Here is a 14,815-nt window from a genome sequence, read left to right as displayed (position 1 = left end):
ACAATAATCAACTGAGCAGTCTGCCAGCGGAATTTGGCCAACTCACCAACCTGCAATCCCTCCACCTCAGCAGTAATCAACTGAGCAGTCTGCCAGCGGAATTTGGCCAACTCACCAACCTGCAATCCCTCGACCTCAACAATAATCAACTGAGCAGTCTGCCAGCGGAATTTGGCCAACTCACTAACCTGCAATCCCTCGACCTCAACAATAATCAACTGAGCAGTCTGCCAGCGGAATTTGGCCAACTCACCAACCTGCAATCCCTCCACCTCAGCAGTAATCAACTGAGCAGTCTGCCACCGGAATTTGGCCAACTCACCAACCTGCAAACCCTCAACCTCTACAACAATCAACTGAGCAGTCTGCCACCGGAAATCAGGCAACTGTCAAACCTGAAAAAGCTGGATCTTCGTAGAAATCCAGTCCCCATTCCACCAGAGATTTTGGGGCCGAGGGAATTATATCAATATCCAGGCGATGTGAATGAAATTCTCGATTTCTATTTCCGGGTACAAGACCCAACCGAAACAGAACCCTTCTACGAAGCAAAATTATTGATTGTTGGCGAAGGAGGAGCCGGTAAAACCTCTTTAGCCAAGAAAATTGCAGATGAAACCTACGAACTTCAGACAGATGAGGAATCAACGCAAGGTATTGATGTGATCCAGTGGCACTTTACACAGCCGAATGGCAAAGAGTTTCGCGTCAACATCTGGGATTTTGGCGGTCAGGAAATCTACCATCAAACCCATCAGTTTTTCCTCAGCAAGCGTTCTCTCTATGCTTTAGTTGCCGACACTCGCAAAGAAAACACTGACTTTTACTGGTGGCTTAAGGTTGTCGAACTCTTGAGCGACAAAAGTTCAGTTTTTATCATCAAAAACGAAAAACAAGACCGTGATTGCCAAGTCAATGAGCGCCAGATGCGAGGAGAATTCACCAACCTAGAAAAAATACTGGCAACCAACTTAGATACTAATCGAGGTTTAACAGAGATTAAAGACGCAATTCAGCTTTACATCAGCAATCTTGACCACGTTGGTACACCTCTACCAAAACTCTGGGTAAGGGTCAGAGCAGCGCTAGAGAACGATTCCCGAAATTACATCAGCTTTGAAGAATACCGTACCCTTTGCCGACTTAATAAATTAACAGACCGTAAAGATATGCTGCGCTTAAGCAACTATCTCCATGACCTCGGCGTTTGCCTGCATTTTCAAGACAATTCTGCACTTAAACACTACGTCATCCTCAAACCCGAATGGGGAACTACTGCCGTCTACAATGTTTTGGACAATGACAATGTTAAGAAAAAGTTGGGTTGTTTTACCAAGGACGACCTCGAAGATATTTGGAAAAGCGGCGAATATGCAGATATGCGAGATGAATTACTTCAATTAATGATGCAGTTCAAGCTTTGCTACGAAATTCCCGGTAATCGTGACACCTATGTTGCGCCTCAATTGCTTTCCATTGAAAAAGCTGATTATACCTGGGACGATTGCAATAACCTTATCCTGCGCTACACCTATACATTCATGCCCAAAGGCATCTTCACCCGTTTTATTGTCGAGACGCACCCTTGGATTGAACAGCAAAAACTCGTTTGGAAAAGCGGTATTGTTCTCAACAAAGACCAAACTCGTGCTGAAATCATTGAAAACTACAATCAACGGGAAATTAAAATCCGTGTAGCCGGAAACCGCAAAAAAGAATTGATGGCTGTCATCACCCATGAACTCGAAAAAATCCATAACTCTTACGAACGTTTGCAATATCAAACTTTGGTTCCTTGTAACTGCGAGATTTGCAAAAATCTGTCCACACCTCATTCCTATTCTCTGGACTCACTCAAAAAACGTTTAGATACAAACCGCTACCAAATTGAGTGTGAAAACAGCTATGAAATGGTAGATGTCCGCAGGTTAATCGATGATGTCATGCTCCAACCCGCTAAAGTAGATGGGGAAATTAACCCTCAAGTTACACCGTTGCAAAGGGAACTGGAACAAGAGAGAAATGAATCGTTGACGATCAATAGTCAGGAAATTTTCATTTCTTATGCTTGGGGTGGAGAAAGTGAGCAATTTGTCAATCAACTGGATGAGACTTTGCAGGCAAAAGGAATCAAAATCATCCGTGATAAACGCGATTTGGGCTACAAAGGACTAATTAAAGCCTTCATGGAACGGATTGGACGCGGTAAATGTGCGATCGCAGTTATTAGTGACAAGTATTTAAAGTCCCCCAATTGTATGTTTGAGCTAGTGCAAATTGCTAGAAATGGTGAATTTTATAATCGAATTTTCCCGATTGTGTTAGCCGATGCCCAAATTTATAAACCTGTTGCAAGACTTAAATATATTAAGCATTGGGAAGACGAAATTAAAGAATTGGACGAAGCTATGAGAGAAGTTGGTGCAGCTAATTTGCAGGGATTTCGTGAAGAAATTGACCAATACACCGAGATTCGGCACACGATCGCAGAACTCACCAACCTGCTAAAAGATATGAACACGCTCACCCCTGATATTCACAGCGAATCAGACTTTGAAGAGTTGCTGAATGCGATCGCACAGCGTTTAGATGAGTAAAAAGAACCTATTGATTAAGCTCAATTCGTAATTCGTAATTAATAAAGCTGATTATATCTGGGTTTTGGGGTTTGAATGTGTTGCCTCATTTTAGAGAATTGGTATAAGTACTATTTTTTTACAACTACTATAAGGTGGTTATAGCAATTCAAAAAAAGAATGCGACAGATGCGTGGGTTAGATAGAGCGAAGTTAAACCCAACATATACAACGTTTTGAGGCCTTGGGTTTTTTCCCTCAAACCAACCTACATCTGTAGCGATCATTCTTCAAATTGGTACAATTACTTGATTTGCGGATGAGCATTTTGTCCATCACAACAAACTAAGGTTAGGTGTAGCTGTGGTTTTAGTCTGGTAAGCATTTTTGACACCAACCCAGTTACTCGCAATTGGCATTCGCCAACCGGTTCCAAAGGCGCGATCGGTGATTTTTAAGCCGGGGGGTGCTTGTCGCCGTTTAAATTCAGCCCGCGCTACCATTTGAATTACTCTGTCTACAATCACCGCATCGTGACCGGCTGCAACAATTTGCGCTGCTGATTGGTAATTGTGAATCAGGCGTTGCAAAATATCGTCCAAAATTTCGTAAGCCGGTAGAGAGTCTTGATCGACTTGGCCTGGTTTGAGTTCAGCGCTGGGTGCTTTAGTCAAGACGTTTTGCGGGATGATTTCATGATCGCGATTTAACCAATGGCAAAGTGAATACACACGGGTTTTAGGTACATCTGCAATCACTGCTAACCCGCCATTCATATCCCCGTAGAGTGTACAGTAACCAACTGCCATTTCTGACTTGTTACCGGTAGATAGGAGAAGATAGCCAAATTTATTCGCGATCGCCATTAATAAATTACCGCGAATCCGAGATTGGATATTCTCTTCAGCCAATCCAAACTCCGTACCCGCAAACAAATCATCTAAAGTGCGATCAAAGCCTTGCATTAACTCCCCAATTGGTAAAAGATGAGTCTTAATCCCCAAATTTTCGGCTAATGCTTCAGCATCACTGATGGAATGCTCGGAACTGTAAGGGGAAGGCATAAGAACACCCAGGACATTTTCTTTACCAAGTGCAACCGTGGCGATCGCAGCTACTATTGCCGAGTCAATCCCGCCACTTAAACCCAACACTACTTTAGAAAAGCGACACTTACGAGCGTAATCTCGCACTCCCAAAACCAACGCTTGCCAAATTTCTTCATCTTCCGATTCATAGACAGGTGCTACAGAACCCGACTGTAAATCACGTTGTACCTCGTCAAATTCTACTATTAATAAATCAGTGTCAAAACCACGAGCGCGACTTATAACTTCACCTTGACGATTTAAGGCAAAACTACGCCCATCAAAAATTAGGTCATCATTTCCCCCAACCTGATTAACGTAAATCATTGGTTGTTGAAAACGTACTGCACTATGCCTGAGCATGATTTCGCGGAACTGCTGCTTACCAGCCGTGTAGGGCGAAGCAGACAAATTTACAGTCAAATCTACACCCAAAATTGCTAAGTCAGCAATCGGATTCACTGTATAACTACGTTTGCCCCAAAATTCCTCATCGTTCCATAAATCTTCGCAAATAGTTACGCCAATATGGATATTATCAAGAGTGAAATAATTAGCTTGCAAACCTTCTTCAAAATAGCGACGCTCGTCAAATACATCGTAAGTAGGCAAAAGTCGCTTGTGAAAAATTTGCTTGACCTTGCCATCTTCTAACAAAGCCATGCTGTTAAATAATGTTTTACCGCCAGTAATATGTGCTTTAGTATTCGGTTCAACAGTTCCTACCAACACAGCTAAATTTGGCGGTAAATCCTGAGCCAAGTTTTGTAAAGTGATGCCCATCGCTTCCACAAAACTAGGATTTAGTAATAAATCTCTTGGTGGATAGCCACACAAAGAAAGTTCTGGTGTCAACAACAAACGCGTACCACTAGATGCTGCTTGTTGTGCCGCTTCCAGGATTTTTTGGGCATTTAAAAGCAAGTCACCGATAGTAGGATTAATTTGAGCGATCGCAATTTTCATTTTGTTTGCCATTTGTCATTGGTCATTGGTCATTTGTCAAGAGTCATAAATTGCTCTGAACTTAAGACTTTTAACTTTGGACTTTAGATAGAGATTGGTTAAATAAACACTAAAGGTTTATCTTTTAAGGGAGCAAAAGCTTCCGCATCAAACTTATACAAACTAGCCGGACGACCAGCACCCCGTGATACCTTAATTCCGGTATCGCATAAAAAACCTAATTTGAGTAGACGCGCCCGAAAATTAGAATAATCGGAAAAATTGTCACCTAAAACTGTGGCGTATAACTGATATAAATCATTCAAGGTGAACATTTCTGGCAAGACTTCAAAAGCCACCGGACTATACTCTAACTTATTTCGTAACCGCCGATGTCCATAAGTCAGGATTTCGTTATGGTCAAAAGCTAATTGTGGCACTTGTTTTACTGGATACCAAGCGATGCCAGTCATGCAATCGGCAATTAATTCGGCTTCTTCAAATCGCACTAGGGCAAAGTAACTAACTGATAAATAACGCACACCATAACTATCGGTTGCTTCCCGTGGATCGCGATTCGGCCCGCCAAATGTATACAGTTGTTCTAAATAGAGATTGTTGACCTTAATTTTCTCTGCCATAATGCGATAGGCGGCATCTTCTAAAGACTCTCCTCGACGTACCAAAGTACCGGGAAGACTCCAATGATTTAAAAATGGTTCTTGCTGTCGCATTACTAATAGAACTAACAGCCGATTTTGTACAGTATCTACAGAAAAAATTACATTATCAACACCAACCTTGAAATCGGCCAAAGGTTGTTGGTTTAACGGAGTTGGTATCTTTTTTTGGGAACGTCCTGGCATTCGTACAAATGCTCTTGATTAATATAAGCAACTACAGGGGCTGTGAGAGCTTGGGGATCTCCATGTTCGCGGTACGCTGTTGAGGAAACATCTAGACCGGTCAGACTAGCGATCGCAATCTTCCCTCCCAGCTTTTGCACTACCTCTGAACTAGATTCATCTATTGCATATCCCGGTCGCGGGACAATCAGTAGTTGCACTTCCTGTAACAAATCTTCAATGCAATACCAACGTGGTAGCTGACTGAGTAAATCTGAACCAACGATCAACGTTAATTCAGCTTCTTCACCCCAAGTAAATTTCGCTTTTTTCACTGTTTCCAGTGTTCTGAAGCTACTCAATTCTTGTTCCAAAGCAATATTGTGCCGTGGTGCGTCTATATTCGCAATCAACAGTTGCAGCATTGCCGCCCGATGTTCTAAAGGTGTTTGATGGGATTTAAATGGATTATCTGCTGCCCAAACCGCTACCCAATCATAACGCTCAGACAACCAACTTAAAATTTCTTGATGTCCAGCAGTTGGGGGATCGGCACTAGTTCCAAACAAAGCAATTTTCATAATAATTCGTAATTCGTAATTAAGACATACCGAAAGAGTAATTTTATCTCTGTGCCTCTGCGGTGCGTTTTTTTGTTTGTTCAGTCAACACCCCTAACTTCTCAGAAATCTCCACTTCTACAGCCACCGGATGATCCAAACGCCGTGTCTGTTGTGGCAAACTGGCAACTGAAGCGGCGGTACGCTGACGAATTGTTGCCAACGACTCCAAAGGCTGTATCCGTTCACCTTCTTGCACTACCAATTGCAACAAAGGTTCTTCATCCAAAGCAATTTCACCTAAGAGTCCCAATCTGTCTGCTTTTACCTTACCTCCCGTAAACGAGCGAAAAATCTGCTTGCGCCCTGGATAAGTAACTTTACTACTCGATTGCTTCATGACTGGGATGCCATCAATGTCTACAAGTTTATAAACTCCATTTACAGGCGAACCTGTAACTAGTCGTGTTCCTAGTCCGTAACCATCAATTTCAGCCCCAGCAGCTTTTAATTTGGCAATTTCCCACTCGTCCAAGTCGCCACTGGCAAAAATTGACACACCAGGAAGGAGCGATCGCACCTGTTTTGATAAGGTAATTAAATCTCCTGAGTCCAATCTCACTCCTGTTAATTGCATTTCCCCGGAATTTACTTTTTCGGCCAAGCGCTGGGCAGCAGCAACGGTATCGTAAGTATCAATCAGCAACGGCGCACCCGGAAAATATCGATGAAATGCACTAAAAGCTTGTTCTTCAGTACCTTCTGTTGCTGACAATGCCATCACCAAGGCGTGTGCCATCGTACCACTTGGCTTTTGTCCTAGTTGTAGCGCTGCTAACACATTAGAAGTGGCATCTAATCCACCCGCCAACGCCGCCCGCGCTGCCCACAAAGACCCTTGGGGACTAAATGCTCGTCTAGTGCCAAATTCTAAAAGTGTTGCTGATTCCCCCGCTACATCCCGCAACCGTGCTGCTTTTGTGGCAATCAAAGTCTGGTAATTAATCGTATTTAAAAGGTAAGTTTCCACTAGTTGCGCTTGCCAAAGGGGTGCTTCTACTCGCAATAGTGGTTGATTGGCAAATACAGCTGTCCCTTCTGGTACTGCCCAAACATCACCTGTAAACCTTCCCTCAGCTAAAAGTGACCAAAAGCGATCGCCTGCGTGAGCAAAAATTTCCGTTGCCTGTAATGCTGCAATTTGCGCGGAATTAAAGCGGATTTTGGCTAAATATTCCAATGCCTGCGTCAGCCCCATTGCAATTAAATAACCAAAACCCTCTGGCAATCGTCTGACAGACAATTCAAAACTTGCCCGTCGTTGTTCTATACCCTCGCCTGTGTAACAAGCTGCCATCGTCAACTGGTAAAGGTCGGTTAGCAAGCTGTAGTCATCGGCAGAAAGGTTTAGTTCCTGGTTCTGCTGGCTTTGCTGTTTATGTACATAGTCCAAATCTGGCATAAAAGTTGTCATGCAAGAGCTTCCTTACAAGATGCTTCTTTTATTATGGTAATATTTACCATAAATAATGTCAACTCTCAGCACCTATATTTCATAAACTCTTGTATAACAGTAGATTTACAGAGAAAATAATCCTAGCTTCATAGAATATTTAATATTTTTTAATAGTAAAAATTAGTAATAATCTTGAGATGACAAAGCAACTAATGAAAGTCAAGTGTAATAAATCAGATAAAGGCATGAGGAAAAACTCACGCCTTTTTATTTAAACTTTTTTATCACCGATTGCTAAGAGTTCTAGAATCGCTCCATTTGTCCAGCCGAAGCCAACTTCGTTAGAACTATACCCAAAGCAGATATCGTCGGAAACATTGGCAGAACAGCGTTCGACATCATATTTCTCAACTAAGGTATTGTGACGCTCGAATTCTTTAACTACCATAGTGAGAAATTTGTTAGCAATGCGATCGCCTTCTGTATGATACCCATAGCGGTGAAGTCCCTGGACGGCAATTAACGTTAATGGTGCCCAACCGAAAGGCGCATCCCACTGGTTTCCGGTGACATGAGTACTGGTAAAAATTCCACCTGGGGCTTCAAATAAAGAGAGATTTTTGACAACGTGTTTAGCTTGGGTTGGAGAAGCAATTCCCAACCAGAGAGGATAGAACGTAGTAGCAAATTCGTAGCGGCGGCGTTTTCCACTCTGGAAGTGATAATCCAGATATAGTCCCTGTTCTTCATCCCAAAGAAACTGATCGATGCGATCGCGGCGGATATCTGCGCGATCGCTCCATTTTTGTTCCAATTGTTCGTTCCCCAGAATATGCTTAATTTGCGCCATGTCTCGTTCAACCTGATACAGCAAACTGTTGAGGCACACAGGAGCGTAGTGGAGGATATCAGCACTGAAAGGGCCAAATCGGTTGGTAATATCAAAACCAGACTCGCGCATGGTGCGATCGCTTTTGTAAAATAGGTTGGTCAGTTGGTCAGTTTCCTGGTTGTAATAAAGACTGACATCATAATCTTCAACTTCAAAAGTTTTATAGTACTCCTTGACGCGATCGTAGTGGCTTTTTCCCTGCTCATCTCGCTCGGAGAACAAAACTTCTGGCGCGGGGCCTTCCCCAAAGGCGTAGAATCTAGATAAGCCGGTTGCAGCATTTAAATGGGGCGGAACTACCCAATAATAGTAAAACTGTTCTAACAAGGGTACAGTTGCCCTCAACCACTCTTTATCTTGGGTGTACTGGAATAACGCCAAAACCATCATGCTGAGGACAGGAGGCTGCGATCGCGACAGCATATAAGTCCGGTTGGAATTGAGAATAATGCCGTAATGTTGTATTTGGTACAGCAATTGTTCAACTTGGCTTTGTGCGAGTTCCAATTCTCCATCGCGCAAAAGTCCTAGTAATATAAAGTAGCTGTCCCAGCCATACATTTCATTAAAACGACCACCTGGAACGACATAAGGCCCTGGTAGGTACAACAATCCGTGATCTCTAATTGCCTCTACTTCACTTGGCAAAGTGCGAACTACCAGGCATTCCATATCCTTGGGAGATAGCGCTTGCTCCAACACACTTTGAATCTTGGGAGAATCTTCTAAGGGAGAAATGTAGACAATCCAACAAGTATCTTTTTTATGCTCTAGTTTGGTATCCCTTGCAGATTGTAATAAGTGTTCGTGCGATCGCGTTAAAGTTTTCCACGTTTTTTTGATATGCGATCGCACAGCGTCAATCTGCGTGGTGGTAAGTGCTGGTGGAGTGTCCGTGTAAGCTTGAGTAGTCATAATTCATCTCAAAATTCAAAATGGGGGCTGGGGAGAGACTAAGGACTAGCAGCAGAGAATAGCGCACTCAAGGTGAGTTGAAATGAGATGAGACTGCAATTTATCAGGACTTACGCACAAGTAACAGAAAATCGAACCACTGAAAACGCAAAGAACACAGAGAAATAAGAATCATAGAGATTTTTTGCGTATAGCCGTAGTCACACAGGTTAGGACATTTGGAAACGGTGAATGCTAGAGTTAGCAATAGTTTTACCTCCTGCCTCCTGCCCTCTGCCTCCTGCCTCCTGCTATACATCTCACCTTGACACTGGCTAGATCAAAAAGCAAAAAAGTAAGGCAGAAGAGTTTTCCCCTCTGCCTTTTCTACTTTTACCCTCTACCTCTTTTGCCCCATGCTTGTTAGTCACTGACTAACAGTGCAACTGGAAAATCAGCGAGGGCTGCTGCGATAGATAATGTTTCTGTAGCTTGTAGGGGTTGCTGAGTTAAAACGTTTTTCCAGGTTTGGGAAGTTCCAGAAGGTAATTGCAGATGCGTATCTTGCCAAACTGACAAGCCGATGGGATTGTCTCCTGGCTGGATGAGACTGGTTAAAAAGCGTGGCGCGATCGCGATCGCTGTTTGATTTCCCTCCCGCCGCGCAAAGGCGATAATATGATTGGCGTAGGTTCCCTGCACTTCTAACGGCAGATAGTCGCCGTCCTGGAATAATGAGACATAGTTTGCTCTAGCTTGGAGTAGTTGAGCCGTTAAAAACAGTTTGATTCTGCCGTCTGTTTTGTCGTTCAGTAACTCCTGAATTAATCCTAAAATGTCTGTTTTTGCCTGTTCGCGGATGGCGCTTAAGTAAGTACGTCGCTGTTCAAAATCTACGGGACGGCGATTGTCTGGATCGACTAAACTCAGTTCCCAAAGTTCCGTTCCCTGGTATAAATCGGGTACGCCGGGTGCGGTAATCTTCAGTAGAGTTTGGGAAAGAGAATTAAATATCCCATAGTCTGCAATTCGCTGTTGAAAGGGACGAAAAGCTTCTAGAAATTCCCCAGAGATGGAAGGATCGAGTACTTTTCCAATAAAGGAAGTACAAGCTTCTTCATACTCGCTATCAGGTCGTAACCAGGCTGTATGCACCTTTGCTTCTCGTATTGCCTTTATTATATAATCTTTCACCCGTTCCACGAAAGATTCATGTTCATGCTCCGCAAAAGGAAACGCCCCTACCAGGGTTTGATAGAGAAAATACTCATCGTTGCGATCGGGTATGGCGAAGCCGTTACGATCGCTACGATGTCCTCGATTAATAGCACTCCAAGTATTTACCTGCTGATCCCACTCATCGGGGATTTCTGAGAGGACATTCAATCTGGCCCGGACATCTTCGCCGCGTTTGGTGTCGTGGGTGGCTGTGGTGTTCATTGTGTGAGGCCAGGTTGCTTGGTGCTGTTTGTTAAAGGCATGAAATTTGGTGACTGGAATCCCAAAATGACCGGGATTTCCCCCCACTTCATTCAACGACAGCAAGCGATTGTATACATATAATGTGGTGTCTTCTACGCCTTTGGCCATTAGCGGCCCGCTGTATTGCTGCATTCGCAAGACAAAATATATCCATTGTTCGCGTTCTGTTTGAGTTAAAGAATTATCAAACTCTAGCAGCATTAACTTTTCAATAAAGGTCAGTTCGTTCTGCAACAGGGGCGTTTGTTCTTTGGCTTGGCTAATTACTTCTTGAATAGTAGCGCGATCGCTATCTCCAATTCCATCAGGAGTGATGTAAGTCCGGTAAATCGGGAACTGTGTCAAAACTTCAGCGATCGCTCTTTTCAAACCATTCAGTGTAAAATCATTGCCATAGCGATATTTGCTGGAAATGTTCTTTAACAAAAGAGCCAGATTGTCAATATCACCAGCTAAATTCTTTTCTAGTATCAGGTGCTTTTTATCTTTTACTACCGATGAATAAGCTGCTCTTGAACCAATAAAATTCTGGTAAATTTTATCGAAGGATGATTCATTTTCAGCTTGACAAAATATGCCATTTACATAGTTAAGAAAGTCATATCCCGATGTTCCTTCAATTTCCCAGTTTTCCGGCAAATCTTCGTTGAGTTCTAAAATCTTCTCGACTGTGATGTAAACATCTCCTGTTATTTCCCGTAGCCTTTCGATATACTGGATTGGGTTATAAAGTCCATCAATATGATCGATCCGTAAACCAGTAAACTTGCCTTCTTCAACCAGCTTTTTAATAAAGCTGTGGGTATTATTAAAAACCCGCAGTTCTTCAACTTTGACGGAAATCAATTCGTTGACAGTAAAGAAACGGCGGTAGTTCATTTCCTCTGCGCCAACCTTCCAGAAGGCGAGACGGTAAAATTGGTCATTGAGTAAATCATCTAAGAGGTTAAAGCTTTCTGAATTACCCGGTTCTCCGTTGAAAGTTTGGATATTTTCGTCAATGAACTTGCGGATGGCATCGTTTGTAGTGTAGAGTTCCCAAACCAATCCTTTAATAAATGCAATCTGGTCTTTTCCTTGTTTATCCGTAACCTCTGAAGGCACATTTTTGAGAATGTAGAGAATCCCCAATAACTTAATAAAATCGGGGTGATTGCGTCCCAGTCTACGGGTGAGTTTCGCTAAATTATAAGTGATAAATTTTGTGTAAGATTCTAACCGCAACGGCAGTTTTAAGTCGTAATAATTTACACTTAAACCGTTCTGTTCATATTGCAGTTGAATGTGTCCGTTTTCCACGGATACACCATAGAAATCTCCCAGTAGTGGCGCGAGAATTCGCTCTTGGCGATCGCCAAAGGGTGCATTCCAAGAAAGGTCGAAGTAGTCGGTATAGCTGGAATCTGGACCGTATTCCAATACGTCCATTAAGTAATCGTTTTCGCTACTATAGGCCATGTGGTTGGGCACAATATCTTGTAACCACCCCATACCAAGGGATTGAACTTCATCAACTAATGCATCAAAGGATTCATTAGTTCCCAGTTCTGGATTTAGTTGAGTGGCATCTACTATATCGTAGCCGTGTGTACTCCCGGATCGGGCTTTGAAAATGGGAGAGGCATATAAATCAGAAACGCCCAAATCTGCTAGATAAGCTGCGATCGCTTTAGCGTTGTCAAAGCCAAATTGAGGTGTAAACTGAATTCGATAAGTGGCGGTAGGAATTCGCATGAGTTTGTTCTAATGAAAAATGGGGCGATACGGTTCGGTTAAGATGTTTGTCTCTCAAAGATCCCCCCAACCCCCCGATAATAATTGGAGGGCTTTTTCCGATTACCCCCTTTTTAAGGGGGTCGCCGCAGGCGGGGGGATCTTATCTGAAATGTTTTGAGAGGTGGGAGAGTTTGAGCCTTTTTGTTTGAACGTTAAGTCTTTTTGTTCTAACCTTAAGCCTTTGTGCTTGAACATTAAGCCTTTTTGTTCTAACCTTAAGCCTTTGTGCTTGAACATTAAGCCTTTTTGTTCTAACCTTAAGCCTTTGTGCTTTAACTTTGAGGTTAAGGACTTCCAACAAATAAATTACTACTACTGATGGGGTGGACATCTTGTCCGCCCTTGGCTACGCGCGGGCGAGACGCCCACCCCACAAAAAGTAGTTGAGTATTTTTTTATTTGGAGTTCCCTTATCAGGGTGATTTAAGTTCTAACTCTCTCTCTCATCCTTTTTCATAGAGTACTAAACTAGTAGGTTGCAATTTCACTTCTTGTCCTACAGACAGATGTTCAGGGGCTTGGGAACCACGCCCAGACCATGAGGTATCAGCCGAGTCTAACAATTTATGAGCATTATGCCCAATTGGCAGAGCCACTGTCACCGCCGATGAATTGAAATTCATTACAAATATGACTTCACTCGATTCGCACCAACGACGCACAATCACCAAATCCTTCTCTTTATCGCTAGTCGCTTGGATGAAATTACGGTCTTGATTTAAAAGGGCTGGATGCGTCTTCCGTAAATTAATTAACTGGCGATACCAATTCCACAAAACTTTGTGCTTTCCATCATTGCGTAATTCCCAGTTGAGTTTAGACTTTAGGAAAGTTTCTGCCGATTCTGGATCTGGGGGATCGTCAGCATAGTGAAATGCTTCAAATTCTTGTTTGCGTCCAGCTCGAACTAATTGAATTAAATCAGGATCGGAGTGACTGACAAAGTAAATGAAGGGTGCAGTTTCACCGTATTCTTCTCCCATGAACAACAAAGGTAAATTAGGCGACAGCAGCACAGCGCCAGCAGCTAACTTTAATCCTTCAAAAGAGATGCGCTGGGTAAGGCGTTCTCCTTTCATTTGATTGCCGATTTGGTCGTGATTCTGAATACAGACAGAAAACTGTGATAAAGGGCGATCGCGGCAAGATACGCCATGAAATCGCTTGCGGTGTGGTGCGTACTTCCAATCGTAGATAAAAGTATCTTCATAAGCTTTCGCTAGATCCGCAACCTGCCCAAAATCTTGATAATATCCTTGGCGATCGCCTGTCAAAAGTGCGTGCAATGCATGGTGAAAATCATCACTCCACTGGGCATCAAGTCCATATCCACCCAATTCTGCCGGACGAATTAATTGCGGATTATTCATATCACTTTCCGCAACTAGATGGCGCTTCCATCTTTGCCCTTGTTGTGAGAAATGATGAACTGCTTCCGCCAATTCCCATAAAAAATGTTTAGCGCCCAAATCATAAATTGCTTGAACGGCATCCAACCGCAATGCGTCAAAGTGAAACTCACCCAACCAATACAGCGCATTTTCAATAAAATAATTTCGCACACCCTCACTATGGGCGTCATCGAAATTCAGCGCTTCGCCCCACGGCGTTTTATAGGTTTTAGTAAAGTAGGGCGCGAACTGACTCATATAGTTGCCTTCCGGCCCAAAGTGGTTATATACCACATCCAGCACAACGGCAATATTATTTTCGTGGCAAGCATTTACCAGTTGCTTGAGTTCGGCTGGACTACCATAAGAATTTTGCACAGCAAAAGGATAAACGCCATCATAGCCCCAGTTGCGATATGCAAGAGCAGCTTCAATATGAGTGTCTCCCGGAACCTGGGAAATGGGCATGATTTCAATAGCGTTAATTCCCAGTTCTCTCAATTCCGGTAAACGGGGAATCATCGCACTGAAAGTTCCTTCCGGCGTGAATGTCCCAACGTGAACTTCATAGAAAATCATCGACTCTACAGGAACACCCGTCCAGCCTTCATCAGTCCACTCAAAATGATGATCGATAATTTGTGACGGCCCATGCACCCCTTCTGGTTGATACTGCGACGCCGGATCGGCAAAGGTGTCTTGACCATTTAAGACATACTGATAAAGCGCACCTGGATATACATCGTTGACTTTCGTGTGCCAGTATCCCTCAGACTGAGGCTTAAGGGGAATTAACTGCTGTTCTGGCGTCAAAATTTTTACCGTAACGCTATCTAATAGCGGAGACCAAACTGTAAATTCGCACTCTCCGTTCCCCAAGTAGTTAGCACCAATTTTCACGCAGTATCCT

The 14,815-nt window shown here is 43.1% G+C and carries 8 protein-coding genes; 1 reads left to right on the top strand and 7 read right to left on the bottom strand.

Annotation, left to right across the window (positions count from 1 at the left end):
• Nucleotides 1-2,597, top strand: a 2,597-nt coding sequence (locus V7K79_RS22785; protein WP_335050674.1) for a COR domain-containing protein, incomplete at its 5' end; no start/stop codon positions are given.
• A gap of 314 nt (nucleotides 2,598-2,911) precedes the next feature.
• On the opposite strand, the gene V7K79_RS22780 is transcribed toward V7K79_RS22785, so the two are convergent.
• The 7 genes from V7K79_RS22780 to treZ all read right to left on the bottom strand — a co-directional run bounded on the left by V7K79_RS22780 (nucleotide 2,912) and on the right by treZ (nucleotide 14,805).
• On the bottom strand, nucleotides 2,912-4,630 hold the full coding sequence (locus V7K79_RS22780; RefSeq protein WP_335050676.1) for an NAD+ synthase: 1,719 nt from the start codon (nucleotides 4,628-4,630) through the stop codon (nucleotides 2,912-2,914).
• A gap of 98 nt (nucleotides 4,631-4,728) precedes the next feature.
• Nucleotides 4,729-5,475, bottom strand: a complete 747-nt coding sequence (locus tag V7K79_RS22775) for an NUDIX hydrolase (protein ID WP_335050673.1) — start codon at nucleotides 5,473-5,475, stop codon at nucleotides 4,729-4,731.
• Nucleotides 5,436-6,035, bottom strand: a complete 600-nt coding sequence (locus tag V7K79_RS22770) for a nicotinate-nucleotide adenylyltransferase (RefSeq protein WP_335050671.1) — start codon at nucleotides 6,033-6,035, stop codon at nucleotides 5,436-5,438. Before V7K79_RS22770 ends, V7K79_RS22775 begins: the two co-directional genes overlap by 40 nt.
• A gap of 43 nt (nucleotides 6,036-6,078) precedes the next feature.
• Entirely contained in the window at nucleotides 6,079-7,488 is a 1,410-nt protein-coding gene (locus tag V7K79_RS22765) for a nicotinate phosphoribosyltransferase (protein ID WP_335050669.1), read from the bottom strand.
• Between the two features lie 253 nt (nucleotides 7,489-7,741).
• Entirely contained in the window at nucleotides 7,742-9,277 is a 1,536-nt protein-coding gene (locus V7K79_RS22760) for a trehalase family glycosidase (protein ID WP_335050668.1), read from the bottom strand.
• Nucleotides 9,278-9,679: 402 nt separating this feature from the next.
• Entirely contained in the window at nucleotides 9,680-12,472 is a 2,793-nt protein-coding gene (treY, locus tag V7K79_RS22755; protein WP_335050666.1) for a malto-oligosyltrehalose synthase, read from the bottom strand.
• A gap of 485 nt (nucleotides 12,473-12,957) precedes the next feature.
• Nucleotides 12,958-14,805, bottom strand: coding sequence for a malto-oligosyltrehalose trehalohydrolase (gene treZ / locus V7K79_RS22750; protein WP_335050665.1), 1,848 nt, complete (start codon nucleotides 14,803-14,805; stop codon nucleotides 12,958-12,960).
• Nucleotides 14,806-14,815: the final 10 nt, after the last annotated feature.

Source organism: Nostoc sp., from assembly GCF_036917575.1.
GTDB lineage: Bacteria > Cyanobacteriota > Cyanobacteriia > Cyanobacteriales > Nostocaceae > Nostoc.
The sequence above is the reverse complement of the archived record's forward strand: the minus strand, read 5'-3'. Positions and strand labels throughout refer to the sequence as shown.

What these genes read in the sequence shown, in the direction of transcription:
- V7K79_RS22780 (WP_335050676.1), bottom strand. Translation starts at nt 4,630, where the DNA reads ATGAAAATTGCGATCGCTCAAATTAATCCTACTATCGGTGACTTGCTT.
- V7K79_RS22775 (WP_335050673.1), bottom strand. Translation starts at nt 5,475, where the DNA reads ATGCCAGGACGTTCCCAAAAAAAGATACCAACTCCGTTAAACCAACAA.
- V7K79_RS22770 (WP_335050671.1), bottom strand. Translation starts at nt 6,035, where the DNA reads ATGAAAATTGCTTTGTTTGGAACTAGTGCCGATCCCCCAACTGCTGGA.
- V7K79_RS22765 (WP_335050669.1), bottom strand. Translation starts at nt 7,488, where the DNA reads ATGACAACTTTTATGCCAGATTTGGACTATGTACATAAACAGCAAAGC.
- V7K79_RS22760 (WP_335050668.1), bottom strand. Translation starts at nt 9,277, where the DNA reads ATGACTACTCAAGCTTACACGGACACTCCACCAGCACTTACCACCACG.
- treY (WP_335050666.1), bottom strand. Translation starts at nt 12,472, where the DNA reads ATGCGAATTCCTACCGCCACTTATCGAATTCAGTTTACACCTCAATTT.